Here is a 17,206-nt window from a genome sequence, read left to right on the forward strand (position 1 = left end):
CATGAGCTAGAAGCGATACCTGGCGCCGACCTGGATCCAGGACGGGTTGTAGCCCTGAATGGCCTGGTTGTCGGTGCCCAGCTCGGTCATCTGCAGCATCAGGCTGGTGGAGACCCGATCACTGACCCGGAAATCGAACCCAAAGCGGGCGCCGAATTTCGCACCCTTCATGGTGCTTTTCGTGTGGTTGCTCGCATCCTGGAAGTCCCAGCGCCAGGCATTCAGCGAGAGTCCCGCGACCATGGACACCCGATTGATTCCCGTGGGGGCGAAGACATCCGCCGCGCCTTGGAATCCCAAGAGGGAGTTCTTCTGGTAGTCCACTTCCTTGCCGGGCAGATGGTTGACGGACACAGAAAGCCGAAAGGGAACGGTGGTGTTCCGGATCTGCGAGCTGTAGCCGAATTCGGCGGTGACGCCACCCAATCCCGAGGCATGGGTGATGGTCTTCAAGGTGTCGAGGGGCATGACCACGTTGAGCCCAGCGTCGAAGGCTGAAGACGCGGGCGAAGGTGCCTGGGCGCTGAGGCAGGTGCCTCCGGCCAAGGTGAGCGCGGCCAACCTCATGAGGTGATTTCTGCTGAACATGATTTCTCCCGATGAGGACGACTAGAACCGCATGCCCAGGCTGGCGCCCACGGATCGGCCTGCGATCCAGTAGTTGGCCTCCTTGGGATTCGCTCCGCCAAAGGTTCCGGAGGACGTGGTGTTCAAGAAGAGATGGTTCGCGCCGTAGGGCAACGAGGCTGTGGCGGTGGAGTAGGTGCCCTGTTCCATCTGGTTGAAGACGTTGTTGATTTGAAGATCGCCGATGAGCTGGAGGGTCTTGAAGCCCAGGGGAATCCGGAAGGAGACCTTCACATCCACCTGGTACTGATCGTTGTAGGTGTACTGCCCCCGGCCGCCGTAGTACTGGGTGTAGGTGGCCGGGGCCGGCGGCGCGTTGGAGATGTTGGGCATCGGCCCGCCGGCGTTCTCGCCCAGGGGAGCGGCATAGGCCGCGGACCAGTTGTTGCCGCTGTCGTAGCGCACCAGCGCGGAATAGGAGATCCTGCCCTTGTCCAGGGGCCGTTCCAGCGAGAAGTTCAGGCGGACATGATGCGTCTGATCGGAATTGAGAGGGCCGGTGGGCGCGATGTCTTCGTTGGTCTTCCCCAGGTTCTGGATGAGGAAGGTGCGATTGCCGTAGTAGCCGGGAATGCTGTTGTCGCGGAAGGTGGAATAGGGATTGTCGCCGCCGTTGCTGTTCCCCGTGAGCCGGCCGTAGGTGTAGGTTCCGTTCAGGGTCAGGGCGGAGGTGATCCTTTGGAAGATCTCCACTTCGAGGGCCTGGTAGCGACGGATGAGATCGTCGGAGTTGAAGACGTGGACCGTCGAAGCCAGCTTGTCGGCGAGGCCAGAATGGCTGGGATCCGAAATCGTCACCAGCTGGCTCGGGGTGTAGTCGGAACTGAAGGCCCAGTCCTTCTTCCAGGCCCGGCTCACGTAGGTGAAGCGCATGTAGTTGCCGCTCGCGAAGCTGGCGCGGTAGGTCAGGGTGGCTTCGTCCAGGTAGGGGGACTTCAGGTGTGGATCGAGGATGTAGCTCTTGGAATTGTCGGAGAAGCCGTAGGCTGTCGTGGGGCCGAGGCCGTAGTTGCTCAGGTAGGTGTTGGAGGCGGTGTAATTCCTCGGATCGATGAGCTGGGCGTAGGTGAGCCAACGCACGGCGTGGGCGGGATCGGAGTAGGGGTCGGGTTGGCCCGGGATGCCGGAGAACCCGTAGCTGACTTCCTTGCTGGTGGCTTCGGTGATGAAGGCCGCCGTGAACCCGGAGGTGAAGTCGCCCTGGAACCGGGCGGCCGTGAGGGTGAACACGTGATGGCTGTCGCCCTTGACGTCCCAGCGCAGCTGGAAACGCGGGGAGAGATCGGAGGCCTTGGCCAGGGTCTTTCCCGTGGTGTCGATGACGTTGATGGCATCGAAGCGAAGCCCGACCATCATGCCCCAGTGGTTGTTGATGGTCAGGCTGTCGTTGGCATACAGGGAGGAGGTGGTGTTCTTGGTGATGCCGTCCTGGCCGAAGTACTGGAACATCGTCGGGGCCAGGCCGGTGTTGCCCGAGGAGCTCTGGCCGAGCTGGTTGTAATAGGGCCAGATGATGGCGGGGAACAGCCAATCCCGGCTGGCGGCGTTGTAGTAGGCGCCCCCCACGCGGAAGGCGCGGTTATCGGCGCCGATCTGACTCTGCGTGGTGCGGTCGGCCTGGTAGTACTCCGCGCCGAAATCGATCTCGTGCTGTCCGCCAGGAAGATCCCGGAAGAGCTTCAAGTTGAGATTTCCGCTCGTGTTGTTCCGCTTGTCGGGCCGGGGCGTGGTGCCCATGCCGAAGGGCAGGCCCACGGAGTACCAGTAGTGGTCGTTGGGGGCGATATCATCCAGCCACAGGTTCACGGGGTTGCTGCTGAACTTCGGATCGCCCGTGGGGAAGATGGCCTGCGATCGGTAGCGGTTGACGCGGCCCCCCAGGAAGGTGGCTTCGCCCAGAATGCCGCGGTAGTTGAGCCCCCAGGCGGAGCGCTTCTCTTCTTGAGTGCCCAGTGCTTCCACCCGGATCACGCCGACGCCGGGATCCACGTTGGTGATCTTGTTGCCCGAGCCGACGTAGCTGAGATCCACCGAGTGGTTCGCGTTCAGCGCGCCGGTGACCTTGGCTTCGAAGTAGTTGGAGGAATACCCCTGGGTGTAGGGCTTGGCGTCGGTGAGGAAACTTGCGAAGGCGTAACCGGACGGGACGCCATTGGCCACGGCCGCGTCGATCTGGGGATCGCCCGTCCGCATGGGGCCGCGGGCGAGGGGATAGGCCGCGCCGATCTCATTGCTGCTGGTGGCCGAAGGCGTGAGGATGGTGCCGATGGAGAACCAGATCCGATCCTTGACGATGGGGCCCGAGGCCGTGACATCGAAGGTGCGGCTGAGGTTGTCGCTGATCTGATGGGGCGTGTCCTTGGTGTAGGGATTCCTGGAATTCCAGGTGGGGCGGCTCAGATGGGCGCGGATGCTCCCTTCGAAATCATTGCCTCCGGACTTGGTCACCACGTTCACCTGGCCGCCCAGGGCCCGGCCATTGCGGGCATTCAGGGGGGAGAGCACCACCTGGACGTCGGCGATGTTGTCTTCGATGACCCAAGTGCCTACCTGTGCGCCCTGGAGGTCATCCTTGATGTCGGTGCCGTTGATGCGGTACAGCGTGTTCTGGGTGGCACCGCCCCGCACGCTGTAGCCGCCGCCGGAAGTGCCGGCCACGCCTGCGGAGAGGTCGGCGGCGCCTTCGAAGCCGCGGTCGAGCCCCGAGAGGGTATCCAGCACTTCGGCGGAGAAGTTCATGGAGGTCTTGGTGCTGGCCTTGTCGGCCTCGGCGCCTTCAGCCACCACTTCGACCACCATGCCGGCCTTCGAGATGGGCTTGAGCACCAGGTCCTGGCGCACGGCCGTGCCGATACCTACGCGAACATCGTGGGCCTCGCTGCCCACGAACTCATCCTTAAAAACCTGAACCTTGTAGTTGCCTACGGGCAGCAGGGGGGCACGCCACTCTCCGTTCGCATCCGAAAGAACGGTGCGGGGTGTGAACAACGCGGGTGAACTCAGGATCACCTTCGCTCCGGGGATCGGTTTTCCGCTGGAATCCTTCACCTGGCCAGCCAGGGCTCCTGTCGTCGTCTGGCCCACCAGGGCGCAGCCCGCAGCAAGCGTCAGGCCCAGGGAGGACAACCGCATCGCAGATCTCATTCGCATTTCCGTGTCTCCAATTGGGTGCGGCCAGGGTTAGAAGCGGAGGGTGTAGCCGAACTCGAGGTGGGGGACGGAACGCTTGCGGACGATCACGCTGTCTTTCGCCGTGTGGCCACCCAGCTCGGGGGATGAAGCGGTTCCGAGCACGGTGCCGGCCACGTGCTGGTAGTTGGCGGAGGAGTACCCCAGGGAGATGACGTTCAGTTCGATGGATTGCCTGGCGTCGATGGCATAGCCCACCCCGACGAAGGGGCTGAGGGGCACGGTGGTCTTGGTGACGATGCCGTTGTAGGTGTCTTCGTAGCGGACGCCATCGGTGACATCGCCGATGTACTCCTGCCTGAACTTGGCCCCTCCTACCTGGACGCCCAGGCGCCAGGACCATTCACTGCCGGTGAGGCGGCGCTCGAAACTGGCCCTCAGGGTCAGACCACCCACCTGCGACTTGCGACTGTCCACGGATTGGGAGGGATCCAGGGTGGCCCCCACGGCCACCGGCATGGCAGAAAGGTCCGTATTGGTCTGATTGCCGGGCTTGTATTGATAACCAAGCTCCAGCCCGAAGCGCCCGGCGGGGCTGACGTACCCGAAATCGAAGCCCAATCCCAGGGTTCTCCGATCGAGATGATCCTCCTGGTTGTTGCTGAGTCCGTAACCGGTCCTGAGCTTGAAAGCCCCATCGAACCCGGCATCCTGGGCAGCGGCAGAAGTCGCCGTAAGGGCCATGATGGCCAGCCACCTTCCCAAATCGTTACGCATGTATGCCATGAAGAGGGTCCTTATAGAGGGGGGGATCGTGCCTGAGGGAGGGGGATGATTGGATGGCCGTGCCCATCCCGGCCTGGGCCGGGGGGGCGAACCCTCAGAACTGGGAGGCCCGTCGGCCCAGCCTCAGCGAATGGAGGCGGTCCAACCCCCCCGGCAGCGTGGCGGCCGAATCGGCGGCGATGAAGCGGAACCCGGAGGGGGAGGTAAGAACGCTGGTGGCACCCAGGAGAATCCGAAAAGCCTCGGAATCCATATGGGCTTCCAGGTGGGCCAGGTCCTTCCAGACCATGAAGATGAGGAACCGCGAATCCTCACCGATGTCCTGGCCGATGGTGCATTCCTGGCACCCGGCCTGAAGAAGGATCTCCTCCCGCAGGCTTTGAAGGGTCTGAAGGAATTCCCCCTGCTTGCCGGGTTGGGCAGTGAGAAGGGCACTCATGACCTTCACGCGACTATTGGATATGACGCTCATGGGCGGGGTTTTCCTCTCGAGGTGCTAGCCTCTAAGCGCAAACCCGGTGCCAGGAAATCAGTCGACCAATCCGTGAATCTAAGTGTTTATTTAGATTGGGTTAAGATTATAGAAATCTGCGTGAAACCCCAAAAAGGCGTGCGTTTCATCCACGACAGATCGTGGGCCACGGCATTTCGTGGGTAATGTCACCCGCGAAAAACCGTGACCTGCCCCCTTCCTGGGATGAGCTGGGGGCATCTATGGATTAGCCATCCCGGCGCTCGATTCCGAGCTTCTGCATCCGGGATCTCAGGGTGCTGGGGGCCAGGCCCAGGATGTCGGCGGCCCCTTGAGCACCCTCGATCTTCCAATTGGAGGCCTCCAGAACCTTCATGATGTGATCCCGTTCCACCTCGACCAGGGAGGGGAGCAGGCCGGTCATGGTCGGCCCGACCTGCATAGCCACCAGGCGGTCGGGCAGGCGGAGCATGGGCCCTTCGGAGACCAGAACCGCCTGTTCGATGAGGTTCTGCAGTTCGCGGACGTTGCCAGGCCACGCATAGGCGTGGAGAGCCTGGATGACCGACCGGGGGATTTCCAGCTGCTTGCGCCCCAATTTCTGGCAGAAGCGGTCGAGGAAGAACTGGGCCAGCATGGGGATGTCTTCCTTCCGGTGGCGCAGGGCCGGCACCGAAATGGGGAAGACATTGAGTCGGTACCAGAGGTCCTCACGGAATCTGCCCCGGGCCACCTCCTTGGCGAGGTCGCGATTGGTGGCGGCCACCACCCGCACATCGGCCTTCAGGGTCTTCGTGCCGCCCACCCGCTGGAATTGGCCGTCCTGGAGGACCCGCAGTAGCTTGGCCTGCACGTCCTGGGACAGTTCGCCCACCTCGTCCAGAAAGAGGGTCGCCCCATCGGCCAGTTCGAATCGACCTTTCCGGAGCGCCTGAGCCCCGGTGAATGCGCCTTTCTCATGGCCGAACAATTCGCTTTCGGCCAATCCCTGGGGCAGGGCCGCGCAGTTGACTTTGACGAGCGCACGATCCTTTCGCGGACCCAGTGAGTGGATGGCCTCGGCCACGAGCTCCTTGCCCGTGCCGGTTTCACCCTGGATCAGCACTGTGGTTTCCGACGGCGCCACCTGGCGGATGCGGAACAACAGATACTTGATGGGATCGCTTTGGCCCACAAGCTCGCTGGAGCCTTCCACCGCCTGGATCTGTTCGCGGTAGTAGGTGTTCTCCGCTTCGAGCTGATCCTTGAGCGTTCGGATCTCCAGATAGGCCCGGTTCAGATCGATCTCACTTTGTTTCCGGGGGGTGATGTCGCGGATGCTGCCCCGGGTTCCGGCGGACCTCCCCTCTTCGAGTCGGACTGGGTTGTTGGTCTGCTCCACCCAGCGGACTTCTTCGTTCCGGGTGTGGATTCGATACTCGATGGAGGCGGGCTCATTCGCGGTCAGCGCCTCGGTCTGGTGCTTCTCCCAGGCTGATCGATCCTCCTCGATCACCAGGTCGGACAACAACTCCGGATGGGAACGGAACGATTCCGGGGGATGCCCACTCACCCGTTCGCAGGCAGGGGACAGATAGTCGAACCCACCGTCCGGCCGCTGCCAGAATTCCCAGTCATGGGTGAAATCGGCCACGGTCCGGTAGCGCATTTCCGCATCCGCCAGTTCCCGCTCGATCAGCTTCCTCCGGCGGAGCTGAATGACCAGTCCTGTCACCAGGAAGGTCTCCACCAGAATGACACCCACACCAAGGCTGATTTCTTTCCAATAGGCATCCCAGAGGTTCGCCCTCCTGAATTTCATGATGGTGTTGGGCGGAAGGTGGCTTTCCCGTACGCCCCATCGCTTGACCTGACGCCAATCGAAGATGGGAGCTGCTCCCGTATCCACAGCCAGGGGAATGGAGGAGGCCGTCTCCCCCTGGAGGATGCGCCTTCCCAGCTGGGCGGCGGCTTTACCTGAGAGTTCTTGACTGATAAGGACGCCCCCGAGGATGCCGTCGCCCAGATCCTCGGACAGGACGCCGAAGATCGGGCGCCGACTCGCGTTGGAGATATGGGTCAGGGCTTCATTCGTGTAGAAGTGCCGGCCAGAGGCATCCTGCATGAGGCTCCCGTACAGCACCAGGTCCTCATCGGGAAGGGTTTTGACCTTGGCTTCGATCTGTTCGACGGTGAGGTCATTCAGGTAATCGATTTCTACCCGGCCCGCAAAGGGGCTGAAAATGACCTGGCCCATCCGCGCCTGGTTGCGTTCGTATTCGGTAGCGCCCAGCACCACGTGGATGCGCCTCGTGCGGGGGTACATGGAGATCATCAGCTCGATGGTCTTCGGAGCGTTCTTCGCAGACAGGGCCCCCGTGAGATTGGGGCGCCGCAACCGGGCGGGTTCCACGAATCGATCGGCGGTGTAGCAGGTCACCACCGGAACGTCGGGAAGGAACATGCGAGTGATCACGAATTCGAGAGCCGTAGGGCCCACCACCATCAAGAGGTCCACCTTCCGGGCGGCATATTTCTCGTTGTAGAGCGCCAGCAGGTTGGCCTCGTAAGTCGGACCTGTGAACTGGTCCAGTCCCGTGTACTCGCTGTAGATATCGATGGCCCCAGGAAGGTTCTTTTGCAGTTCTTCCGTAATGCCCGTGCTCAGTTCCCGCAACCCAGGCTTGTCCAGGGGAAAGGAATACAGCACCACCACGGTTTGCCTGGGACCTTTGGATGGGTTCTCCCGCTCGGGAGCGGCAACTGCAGGAAAGCAGAGCAGCACCACGACGACGGTACGCACCCAGCCCATCAGGTTGGAAAAGCGATAGTAGGAAGGCATGGTTCCGATGTTAGCCGAGGTCGATGCAGCGGGCGGCAGCGCTGTTTTCGATCCGCCGTAGAGGACTTCATTCGCTAAGCTGCCAGCATGGATTTCCTCACCATGGCCTGGAGACCGAGACCTTCTGTTGCGGTGGCGGGAGCGCTGCTGCTGGCATCGGCCTGCTCGCGGGCTCCGCGGTCGCTGCCCCTGCGGCCACCCGTGCATGCGGGTGTGGCGAAGCCGCTCCCCCGCCTGGGCTACACGCTGCAGGCGGGCGCCTTTGCGAAGGTTGAGAACGCCGCGCGATTTGCAGAGTCGCTGCAGGCCCAAGGCCTGGAGGCTGCGTACTACGGCTCGGAGGATGGTCTCTACCGTGTGCGCTTCGGGGATTTCGCCACCAAGGAAAAGGCGCGGACCAAGGGCGAAGCCCTGAAGGCCGCAGGGATCATCGAAGCATTCTGGGTGGTGGCTCCAGATGGATCCGCGCCGGCGGCCCCGGGGCCCATCCGGATTCGTCCCACAGAGGAACGTGGCCTGAGGGCCAGTCTGGTGGAATCGGCCCGGGGCTACCTGGGCCTGCCCTATCTCTTCGGCGGCACCACCGAGCAGGGCTTCGATTGCAGCGGCCTCACGGGGGCCGTGTACCGGTTGAACGGCTTGCGTCTTCCGCGTTCTTCGCAGGCCCAATTCGACGCAGGCAGCCCCGTGGATGTGGAAGGGGCCCGGGCCGGCGATCTCGTCTTCTTCGCTACCTCGGGCCACGGGAAAGTCAGCCACGTGGGCCTGTACCTGGGGCAGGGCGCCTTCATCCACGCACCCCGATCCGGGCAGGGCATCCGGCAGGATGATCTTTCGGATCGTTACTACCGGAAGGCCTTCGTGGGGGCACGGAGCTACTTCTAGATCGGAGCCTCACATCGCTTGTGTGGGCTCCCGCCGTTGACGACCATGGGAACGAGACTCATATTCGGCTTCTTGCTCTGCGAGGCACGGCAGGAATCGGGCATGAGGAGGTGTTCGCATGGCCACCTATTCCTATGTGGATTGCCTTGAACGGTCGTACAAGGTGAACTGGAAGATCAAGGATGTGCTGGGGAATCAGGATTTCGACCTCAGCCGTCCCTGGCTGCCCGCCGGATTGTCGGGCGGAAGTTCCCTGTCCTTCCTGGATGAGGAGGAGAAGCGGAAGCTGACGCACGTCGAGATGGGGGCCTACGCCCACCTGTTCGGATTCGTCGAGGCCTTCATCGCCCCGGAGATGGTGGCCCTGGCGCGGGATTCCAGCCACGAGACCGCTGGGGCCTTCGAGGCGCTCACGAACTTCGCGTCGGAAGAAATCAAGCACATGCACCTCTTCCAGGAAATCCGGCGGCGGGTCGACAACAAACTTGGCTTCGAGCTGGAGCTGCTGGCGGGTCAGCAGGAGGTGGCCCAGACCGTTCTGAGCCGGCACAGGGGGGCTGTGTTGCTGCTGACGGCTGCCATCGAGTGGCTCACCCAGCACCATTACCTCAGTGCCATGCGGCATTCGGATGAGCTGGATCCCCTCACCAAGGAGATCTTCCGCTTCCACTGGATGGAGGAGGCCCAGCACGCCCAGCTGGATCACCTGGAGGCCATGGCGCACTTCAAGTCCATGGGCGCCTCGGATCGGGATGCGGCCGTGGAGGATTTGATCTGGCTGCTCGTCGCGGTGGACGGGCTGCTTCAGCAGCAGGTCGGCCACGATGTGGTCAACGCCTCGAGATACCTGGGCCGGGTCTTCACGGCGGTGGAACGCCAGGAGGTACGGCAGGGACTGTTGAAGGCCAAGCGCCACTGCTTCATCGAGAGCGGCGTCTCCCATCCCAATTTCCAGGAACTCTTCCTGTCGGTGACGACGCCGGATCAGCAGGCGCGGGTGCAGGATGCCCTCACCTTGATCCTGCACCGGGGTCCGGGCCACTGAATCGCCATGACTTGCGCCCTCAATGGACGGATTTACGGTGAAACGTCGATTTTTTGAAAATAAATATGAGAAAGGCTCTACACTGTGAGTTGCCCGTCTGTTGTGCGGGCAGAAAAAAGCGCTGCTGCCTCGCCTGGAAGGGACATCGCATTCATATCCAGGACGAAGAAAGCAGGAAAAATCATGGCTCAAGGCACCGTCAAGTGGTTCAACGCCGAAAAGGGTTTCGGATTCATCACCCCCGACGAGGGTGGTGCGGACCTGTTCGTGCATCACTCCGCGATCGAAACCACGGGTTTCCGTACCCTGGATGAGAATCAGCGCGTCAGCTTCAACGTGGGACAGGGCCAGAAGGGCCCCCAGGCGACTAACGTCACCAAGATCTGACCTTCTCCGGGGGTTCCGCGCTTCGCGCACACCCCCGGACCCCCGCGCTCGGGCCCGGCTTTGCCGGGCCCGAGCTTTTTCCGGGTACAGGCATCCGTTCTTCTTTCCAGGGTGCTCCATTTCTGTTTTGGCATCCCTTTGGCGATGGTCCTCTGTCCCGGTCGCTGGCTGGGCGAGAGGTGCCCAATGGATCCTGGATACTATGTCGCTGCAGGCAGCTTGAAGGCGCGAGCCTTCCAGCTCGATGTGGTGGCCAACAACCTGGCGAATGCGGCCACGGTGGGCTACAAGCCCGACCAGCCCTTCTTCGCCGTGTTCAACAAGGCCGAGGGTAGCGGGAGGAAGCTGCCTCTGACCGGCCACCTCAACGATGGGGTGGTCTTCGCGGAAACCGGCGTGGTCACCGAGCAGGGTAATCTGCGCGCCACGGGCCGGCCCCTCGACGTGGCCATCGAAGGCAATGCCTTCCTGACCGTTCAGACCCCGGCCGGGCTCCGCGTCACGCGCGATGGCCGCCTGCAGATGGGGCTGGGCGGGCAGCTCCAGGCCATGGATGGCAGTCCGGTGGTCGGCAAAAATGGCCAGCCGATCGTGCTGGATCCGAAGAACGGAACCATTTCGATCGCGAGCGATGGCACCGTCCAGCAGAAAGAGCAGACCGTGGGCCAGCTGGATCTGAAGGCCTTCGAAAAGCCCGGCGCCTTGAAACGCACGGGCGCCCTGCGCTTCGATCCCACGGGGGCGGCGGAGGCACCGGTGAAGAGCACCGTCACCCAGGGGCACCTGGAGCAGAGCGCCGTCGATAGTGCTTCGACCATGGTCGAGATGATCCGGCTCAACCGGCTTTACGAGATGAGCCTGAAGGTGGCCTCCACCCTCACGAACGACCTGGATTCCCGTTCCATCAACGATGTGGCCATCAGCCGCTGATTCCTACGTCTTCACTGAAATGATCAGGAGGTTCCCATGATGCGTGCGATGTGGTCGGCCGCGGCGGGCATGAATGTCCAGCAGTTCAACATGGACACGATTTCCAACAACCTGGCCAACGTGAACACCACGGGCTACAAGAAGGCCCGCGCCGAGTTCCAGGATCTGCTCTATCAGACCGTCAACCTGGCGGGCACGAGCTCCAGCAATAACAGTACGATCCCCTCGGGCATCCAGATGGGCCACGGCGCCAAGCTGCAGAGCCTCCAGCGGCAGTACACGACGGGCAACCTGAGGCAGACGGGCAACCGTTTCGACATGGCCATCGAAGGCGATGGCTTCTTCAAGGTCACCACGCCCGATGGCACCCTGGCCTACACCCGCGATGGCAGCTTCACCACGGATCAGAATGGGGCGCTCGTGAATTCCTCGGGCTACTTGATGGATCCCCAGATCACCATCCCCCAGGACACCCTCAGCGTGACCGTCGCGCCGGACGGCACCGTGAGCGTCACCCAGACGGGCCAGACCCAGCCCCAGGTCGTGGGCCAGATCACCATCACCCATTTTGTGAATCCCACGGGATTGAACCAGCTGGGCCGGAACCTGATGCAGCCCACCCTGGCCAGCGGCGACGCCATCGATGGGGTTCCAGGCACCGATGGTCTGGGCACCATCAACCAGGGCTCCCTCGAAGTCTCCAACGTGGATGTGGCCGAGGAGATGGTGAACATGATCATCGGCCAGCGAGCCTACGAGGCAAACTCGAAGACCATCCAGACCGTGGACAACATGCTCAGCCTCGTGAACAACCTCAAGCGGTAGTCCGATGCGCACCGCTGCCCTGTTCCTCCTCCCGGCTCTGCTCCAGGCCCAGTCGCCAGAAGCTCCCGCCGAACGTCTGGCCGAAGCGGCCCTGGCCTTCGCCAAGGCCGAGGCCAAGAAATTCGGAGGCGAGCACACCTTCAAGGTCGCCCAGCCTCCGCGCGTTCCCACGACCAGGCCCGGAAACCTCGTCTTCGAGCCCACCCACCTGAGCAAGCGGGAGCCCATCGGACGCTTCTTCGTGGTGGTGGCCCTGAAGGTGGATGGCGAGCGGGTGGGCATGACCCGGGTCGATCTGGAGGGCAGCTGGGTGGGCATGGTGCTGCGCGCCAAGGGCGACCTGGCCCGCCAGACCGAACTCAGCGCCGAGCAGGTGGAGGCGGTGCCCTTCGAGGGCGTGCCCCCGGATGGTGCGCTCACCGAGGTGCCCGAAGGTCTGCGGCTCATGCGCGCCGTCGTTTCAGGCAAGATCCTCACCCGCGCGGATCTGGAGGCCATCCCCCTGATCCAGTCCGGCGACAAGGTGCGCCTGACGGGCAGCCACGAGGCCCTGACCGTGACCATCGACACCACGGCCCGCAGCCGGGCGGGCCTGGGCGACCGGGTGCGGCTGGAGGCACCGGGTGCCCGCCGGCAGATCACCGCCATCGTCACGGGGCCCGGAGAGGCGCGGCTGCAGTAGCGGCTGATTGCAGATCTTTCCTTGGCTGAAAAGGCTTTCGGCCGTATTCTGGTCCTTCGCGCAAGGAGGAGCCCATGGCTCACGAAGGTCACGAACACGGACCGAACTGCAACCACGATCACGACGATTCCTTCGAAATCGAAGTCGTTGAACTCGAAGACGAGAACGGCGAGAAGGAAGAGTTCGCGATCCTGGAAGAGCTCGAGTTCGAAGGCCGCAACTTCGCCATCCTGGCGCCCCTGGCCGAGCTGCAGGCCCAGGAAGAAGGCACCGCGGATCCCGAAGAGGGCCTGAGCCTGGAGATCTTCGAGGTGAAGGACGACATGTTCACCCCCCTGGAAGACGAAGAACTGGCCGAGCGCCTCATGAAGCACCTCGACGAGCAGGAAGCCAAGCTCAAGGCCGAGGAAGAGAAGGACTGACGGACACGCTCCATCTGGTTCGCAGGGAGGCCCCCGGATCCGGGGGCCTTCCTCGTTGATGGGGTGAATCGGCCTTCTCCCTGGCCATTCGATGGGACAGGGGCGTGCAAGGCCAGCATGCCCGCTGGTCTGAAGGGAAGTTCCGCTCGCCGCTCGGGTGCCGAGACTTCATCATGGCTCTGTGCGAAACCCCCGTGTGAGCTGGATCCTGAGTGTCCTGATCGCCGCGGCTGCCTGCCGCGGGATTCAGGCGCAGGGTGATTTAGAGGCGCGCATCGCATCCGCCGAACAGGTCATGAACCGCTTCTACCGCGGCGAACGGATCGAGGCGACCATCGAGCGATCGAACGCCGGCATCAAGGCCTACAACGCCCACGTCCTGAGCGTTCAGGCGGAGACCGAAAGAGAGCGCGCCAAGCTCGACAAGCTGCTGGCGGCCATCGAGGACCTGCGCGGGAAACTCAGGGCCATGGATCTGGAAATCAAGCAGCAGCCCGCGGGCGTGGGTTACGAAGCCACCAAGCGAAAGGTGGATGCGAGGAACGCTCTCGTCCGGCAGATCAATGAAGAGACCACGGCGGCAAGACCCTTCATCGATGCCTACAACGATCTGGTGAGACGAACGCAGCTGGCGCTCGATCAGGAACGCAAGAAAGCCATGGGCACCCAGGATGCCGTGAACGCCCGGTTGGCAGCCTATTCGGCCTTCACCAAGTCGGGTGAGGATGTGGCCTTCTTTCTCGACTTGAACCGGGTGCTGGCCGAGGCCCGGCAGGGGCTGCGTGAGCACCCGGGGGATTCCAGCCTTCAGGCGCTGGTGGATCGAGCCCGTGCATTCAGGCGGGAACTGGCGACCTGGGTGATGGAGGGCCAGGCTCTGAAACCCAACGGCCTCGTGATCGTGGAGGCTCTGGCGGGGGACGAGCCTTGCTGGTTCATCGTGGATACCGGCGCCATGGATACCATCGTGAGCGAGGAGATCCTGAAGGCCATCGGGCAGGGGCAGCAGCTTGGCAAGGAGACCTCCCTATCCGTGGTGGGCGGGATGAGGGTCACGGGCCTGGCCTGTCGCATTCCGCGCCTGTCCGTGGCGGGTCAGGCTCTCAGCGACGTGGTGGCGTCGGCGGTGCGTCCCTCAGACGTGGGCATCGACGGGCTTCTGGGGCAGAGCTTCCTCAAGCTCTTCGTCTACACCATCGACGAAAGACTTCCAGCCAAGCTGATCCTCACGCGAAGGTCGCCTGAAAGCGGTACCCACTGACTCGAGACACCGGCAGCTCGACGTGCTACAGTGCTGCATCACACCCAGATTCAAGGCTTAACAATGACTACTCGTTGGAATGCCCGTTTACCACATGTCGTGGTCGAAGAGACGCGTGGTGAGCTTCCGCCTGGACTGCAGGTCCATCCCATCCTGAAGGCGGCCGCTCCACCGAATCGCCCCCTGTCTTTGTCGCTGTCTTGTGCGGCCATACTCCTGCTGTCAGCGGGTTCCGTTTATCTCTCTGTGCTGAGCCAGGAATATCAACTTCGGGCTTTGCAAGACCACTCGAAAACCATTGAACTCCTCTTGGATGAGGGGGGGGATGGGCTACCGGCAGGCCCTCTCTCCAGCGGTGGAGGAATGCCCCTGGATCAGCCCAAATCCCACGCCGTGAATGTCCCGGTCGATCTGGCCGCCCTGTCCACGCACATTGATCCTCGAGAAGACATTCCCGAGCCCATGATTCCCCTCGAGCCTTCTTCGGAGCGGCCGCTGGAACTTCTGCACCTCCAGCCCGGCCTGCTGCCCTCCATCAATCCCGGACATGGGAATGGAATCGGGAGTGGTTTGGGGAACGAGACCGGAAACGGCCTGGGCGCGGGGCTTGGCCAAGGCCGGGGGTCCACCTGGATCCACTCCGCGCGCGGCGACGAAGAACTCAAGGTCGCCGTGAACTTCCGCGATGTGCATGACTACATTCCTCCCGAATATCCCGCGGAGGCCGTGTCTGAGCACATTTCAGGCGTGGTGATCCTTAGGGTCACCATCGATACGAAGGGCACTCCGGTCAAGTGGACCGTGATCGAGGGGCATCCCCTCCTGGTCGCGGCCACCCTGAAGGTATTCCCCCGCTGGCATTTCGTTCCGCCCGTCTACCAAGGTGAAAAGGTCGGGGCTACCTTCGAGGTCGGCATCCGCTTCACGTTGAAGTGACCCTGGGGCCGGTGCCGGAGCCCGCTCGTGCCTTAAGCTGGAAGGATGCTGCCAGACTCACTCCGCTTCGAAGGCCGAATCCTCTTCCTGTCAGAGGATCCGGCGCAGGTCCGGCGCCAGCTCGGGGGTGAGGATCTGGATTTGGAGGCGGCGCTGCCCCTGCGCGATCAGATCAGCACGGACGAGATCACACCGGCCTTCATCTGCTACCACTACGACGAGAAGCTGGGCGACTTCCCCTACCTGGGTCTGAAGTGTGGCGAGGCGTTTCCGCTAAAGGAAGGCTCGGTGCGCGCCGGGGGATTCGCCATCAGCGTGGCGGGCAAGCGCCGGGGCAAGGGGAGCAGCCGCGAAGCCAGCCCCTACGCGGAGCAGTGCGCGGGCATCCGCCTGGTGATCGCGGAAAGCTTCGAGCGCATCTACCGCCAGAACTGCCAGAACCTGGGGCTCCTCACGAGCACGGATTTCGGATTGATCCGGCAGATCCGACGGGGCGACGCCATTCCACTGGCCGAATTCCTCGACGGGCTGGATTCCGTCACGGCCGAGATCGTGCGCCGCGGCGGGCTCTTCGCCTACAACGCCGCGCGGATGAAGGGCGAGGTGGTGCCGCCCGTGCCATCTCGCGCGTCGCGCCCCATGACCTACGCCGAGAAGTTGCTGGCACGCCACGCGGTGGTGGACGCGGCGGCAGGGCAGGTGGGCCTGTCGTCGGTGCGGCCCGGGGACGGCCTGTTCGTGAAAGCAGACTGGCGCTTCAGCCACGAATACGTGACGCCCATGGCCGCCCGCTTCCTGGAAAAGGCGCTGGGTCCCGAGGCCGTTCTGCACGATCCCGGCAGCATCCTCGCCTTCCGGGATCACCTCACGTTCCTGTCGCACAGCATGCGTTCCGAGCATCGCGACATGGGCCTGCTGACGGTGGCCGAGCGCCTCAAGCCCGCGCAGGAGGCCTTCTGCGCGAGGCATGGCATCCGGCTCCACGGCGAACTGGACGACGCCTCGGGCAGCGAAGGCATCTGCCACGCGCTCATGGCCGAGCGCTATGCCTGTCCGGGCCAGGTTGTGGTGGGCACGGATTCCCACACGCCACACGCCGGGGCCTTGGGTTGCCTCGCCTTTGGTGTCGGCACCACGGACATCGCCTGCGCCTGGGTGACGGGGGACGTGCGCGTCACGGCCCCGCCCACCCTGCGTGTGCGCCTGCGCGGACGGCTGAGGGCTGGTGTGTCCGCCAAGGACGTTGTCCTCCACCTGCTGGCCCAGCCCCTCCTCCGCGAGGGGGGCGCCCTCGGCCACGTCGTCGAATACCAGGGCGAAGGTCTTCTGGATCTCGATACGGATGAGCGCGCGACGCTGACCAATATGGCCGCGGAAATCGGCGGCTTCACGGGCCTCATCGCGCCGGATGCCGAGACTCTGCGGTTCATCCGGGAACGCCGCGGGGTGGACCTTGCGCTGGAACCCTGGATGCGCGGAGACGAGGGGGCGGAGTACGCACAGACCCTGGACCTGGACTGCGGAACCCTGGGGCCCATGCTGGCGCGTCCGGGCGACCCCGGAAACGGCGTGGCGCTGTCGGATCTTCGCGAGGCCGTGCCCATCCACATCGCCTACCTGGGCAGCTGCACGGGGGGAAAGCGCGAAGACCTGCGCCGGGCCTTCGAGGTGATCCGACCCGCCGCGGCCGAGGGGCGCCGGGTGCCCGATGGCGTGCAGTTCTTCGTGCAGTGCGGCAGCGAGGATGTGCGACGCCATGCGGTGGCCGAGGGCTGGATCGCCGCCTTCGAGGCCGTGGGTGCCATCGTGCTGGGCAGCTCCTGCGGGGCCTGTATCAACGCGGGGCCCGGCGTGTCCACCCGGCCCGACCAGGTGACCATCAGCGCCATCAACCGGAACTTCCCGGGCCGCAGCGGCCCCGGCCAGATGTGGCTGGCCAGCCCCGCCACCGTGGCCGCCAGCGCCCTGGCGGGACGGATCGTGTCCGCCTAGACCCCG

General features: G+C 63.5%; 15 protein-coding genes. 10 read left to right on the forward strand and 5 right to left on the reverse strand.

What is annotated here, in order from left to right; translation table 11 throughout:
* Positions 1–6: 6 nt before the first annotated feature.
* From QSJ34_RS15565 to QSJ34_RS15585, 5 genes are all read right to left on the reverse strand, one after another.
* Positions 7–588 carry a hypothetical protein gene (locus QSJ34_RS15565; RefSeq protein WP_285576965.1) on the reverse strand — a complete coding sequence of 194 codons (582 nt, stop codon included), beginning with the start codon at positions 586–588 and terminating at the stop codon, positions 7–9.
* A 21-nt stretch (positions 589–609) separates the two neighbouring features.
* The gene (locus QSJ34_RS15570) at positions 610–3,759 is read right to left on the reverse strand and encodes a TonB-dependent receptor (protein WP_285576966.1); all 3,150 of its coding nucleotides are present in this window, start codon (positions 3,757–3,759) and stop codon (positions 610–612) included.
* Between the two features lie 48 nt (positions 3,760–3,807).
* Positions 3,808–4,542 carry an outer membrane beta-barrel protein gene (locus QSJ34_RS15575; RefSeq protein WP_285576969.1) on the reverse strand — a complete coding sequence of 245 codons (735 nt, stop codon included), beginning with the start codon at positions 4,540–4,542 and terminating at the stop codon, positions 3,808–3,810.
* A 94-nt stretch (positions 4,543–4,636) separates the two neighbouring features.
* Positions 4,637–4,981 carry a putative quinol monooxygenase gene (locus QSJ34_RS15580; protein WP_285576971.1) on the reverse strand — a complete coding sequence of 115 codons (345 nt, stop codon included), beginning with the start codon at positions 4,979–4,981 and terminating at the stop codon, positions 4,637–4,639.
* Between the two features lie 280 nt (positions 4,982–5,261).
* A complete protein-coding gene (locus tag QSJ34_RS15585; RefSeq protein ID WP_285576974.1) occupies positions 5,262–7,835 on the reverse strand; it encodes an ABC transporter substrate binding protein in 2,574 nt (857 codons plus the stop codon).
* A gap of 213 nt (positions 7,836–8,048) precedes the next feature.
* On the opposite strand from QSJ34_RS15585, the gene QSJ34_RS15590 reads away from it, so the two are divergent.
* From QSJ34_RS15590 to QSJ34_RS15635, 10 genes are all read left to right on the forward strand, one after another.
* On the forward strand, positions 8,049–8,720 hold the full coding sequence (locus QSJ34_RS15590; RefSeq protein ID WP_285576976.1) for a C40 family peptidase: 672 nt from the start codon (positions 8,049–8,051) through the stop codon (positions 8,718–8,720).
* Positions 8,721–8,838: 118 nt separating this feature from the next.
* Entirely contained in the window at positions 8,839–9,765 is a 927-nt protein-coding gene (locus QSJ34_RS15595) for a diiron oxygenase (protein WP_285576977.1), read from the forward strand.
* A 183-nt stretch (positions 9,766–9,948) separates the two neighbouring features.
* Complete coding sequence (locus tag QSJ34_RS15600; protein WP_285576980.1) at positions 9,949–10,152, forward strand: cold-shock protein; 204 nt, start codon at positions 9,949–9,951, stop codon at positions 10,150–10,152.
* A 186-nt stretch (positions 10,153–10,338) separates the two neighbouring features.
* Positions 10,339–11,082, forward strand: a complete 744-nt coding sequence (locus QSJ34_RS15605; protein ID WP_285576982.1) for a flagellar hook-basal body protein — start codon at positions 10,339–10,341, stop codon at positions 11,080–11,082.
* A gap of 36 nt (positions 11,083–11,118) precedes the next feature.
* The gene (flgG, locus tag QSJ34_RS15610; RefSeq protein WP_285576985.1) at positions 11,119–11,907 is read left to right on the forward strand and encodes a flagellar basal-body rod protein FlgG; all 789 of its coding nucleotides are present in this window, start codon (positions 11,119–11,121) and stop codon (positions 11,905–11,907) included.
* Between the two features lie 4 nt (positions 11,908–11,911).
* The gene (gene flgA / locus QSJ34_RS15615; protein ID WP_285576987.1) at positions 11,912–12,589 is read left to right on the forward strand and encodes a flagellar basal body P-ring formation chaperone FlgA; all 678 of its coding nucleotides are present in this window, start codon (positions 11,912–11,914) and stop codon (positions 12,587–12,589) included.
* A 74-nt stretch (positions 12,590–12,663) separates the two neighbouring features.
* On the forward strand, positions 12,664–13,011 hold the full coding sequence (locus QSJ34_RS15620; protein ID WP_285576989.1) for a DUF1292 domain-containing protein: 348 nt from the start codon (positions 12,664–12,666) through the stop codon (positions 13,009–13,011).
* 196 nt (positions 13,012–13,207) lie between these two features.
* The gene (locus tag QSJ34_RS15625; RefSeq protein WP_285576991.1) at positions 13,208–14,272 is read left to right on the forward strand and encodes an aspartyl protease family protein; all 1,065 of its coding nucleotides are present in this window, start codon (positions 13,208–13,210) and stop codon (positions 14,270–14,272) included.
* Between the two features lie 30 nt (positions 14,273–14,302).
* Positions 14,303–15,208 (forward strand): energy transducer TonB, encoded by a 906-nt coding sequence (locus QSJ34_RS15630; RefSeq protein ID WP_285576993.1) that lies wholly within the window; start codon positions 14,303–14,305, stop codon positions 15,206–15,208.
* Between the two features lie 45 nt (positions 15,209–15,253).
* Positions 15,254–17,200 carry an aconitase family protein gene (locus QSJ34_RS15635; protein WP_285576994.1) on the forward strand — a complete coding sequence of 649 codons (1,947 nt, stop codon included), beginning with the start codon at positions 15,254–15,256 and terminating at the stop codon, positions 17,198–17,200.
* The last annotated feature ends 6 nt before the right edge of the window (positions 17,201–17,206 follow it).

The organism is Geothrix limicola, assembly GCF_030268085.1.
GTDB lineage: Bacteria > Acidobacteriota > Holophagae > Holophagales > Holophagaceae > Geothrix > Geothrix limicola.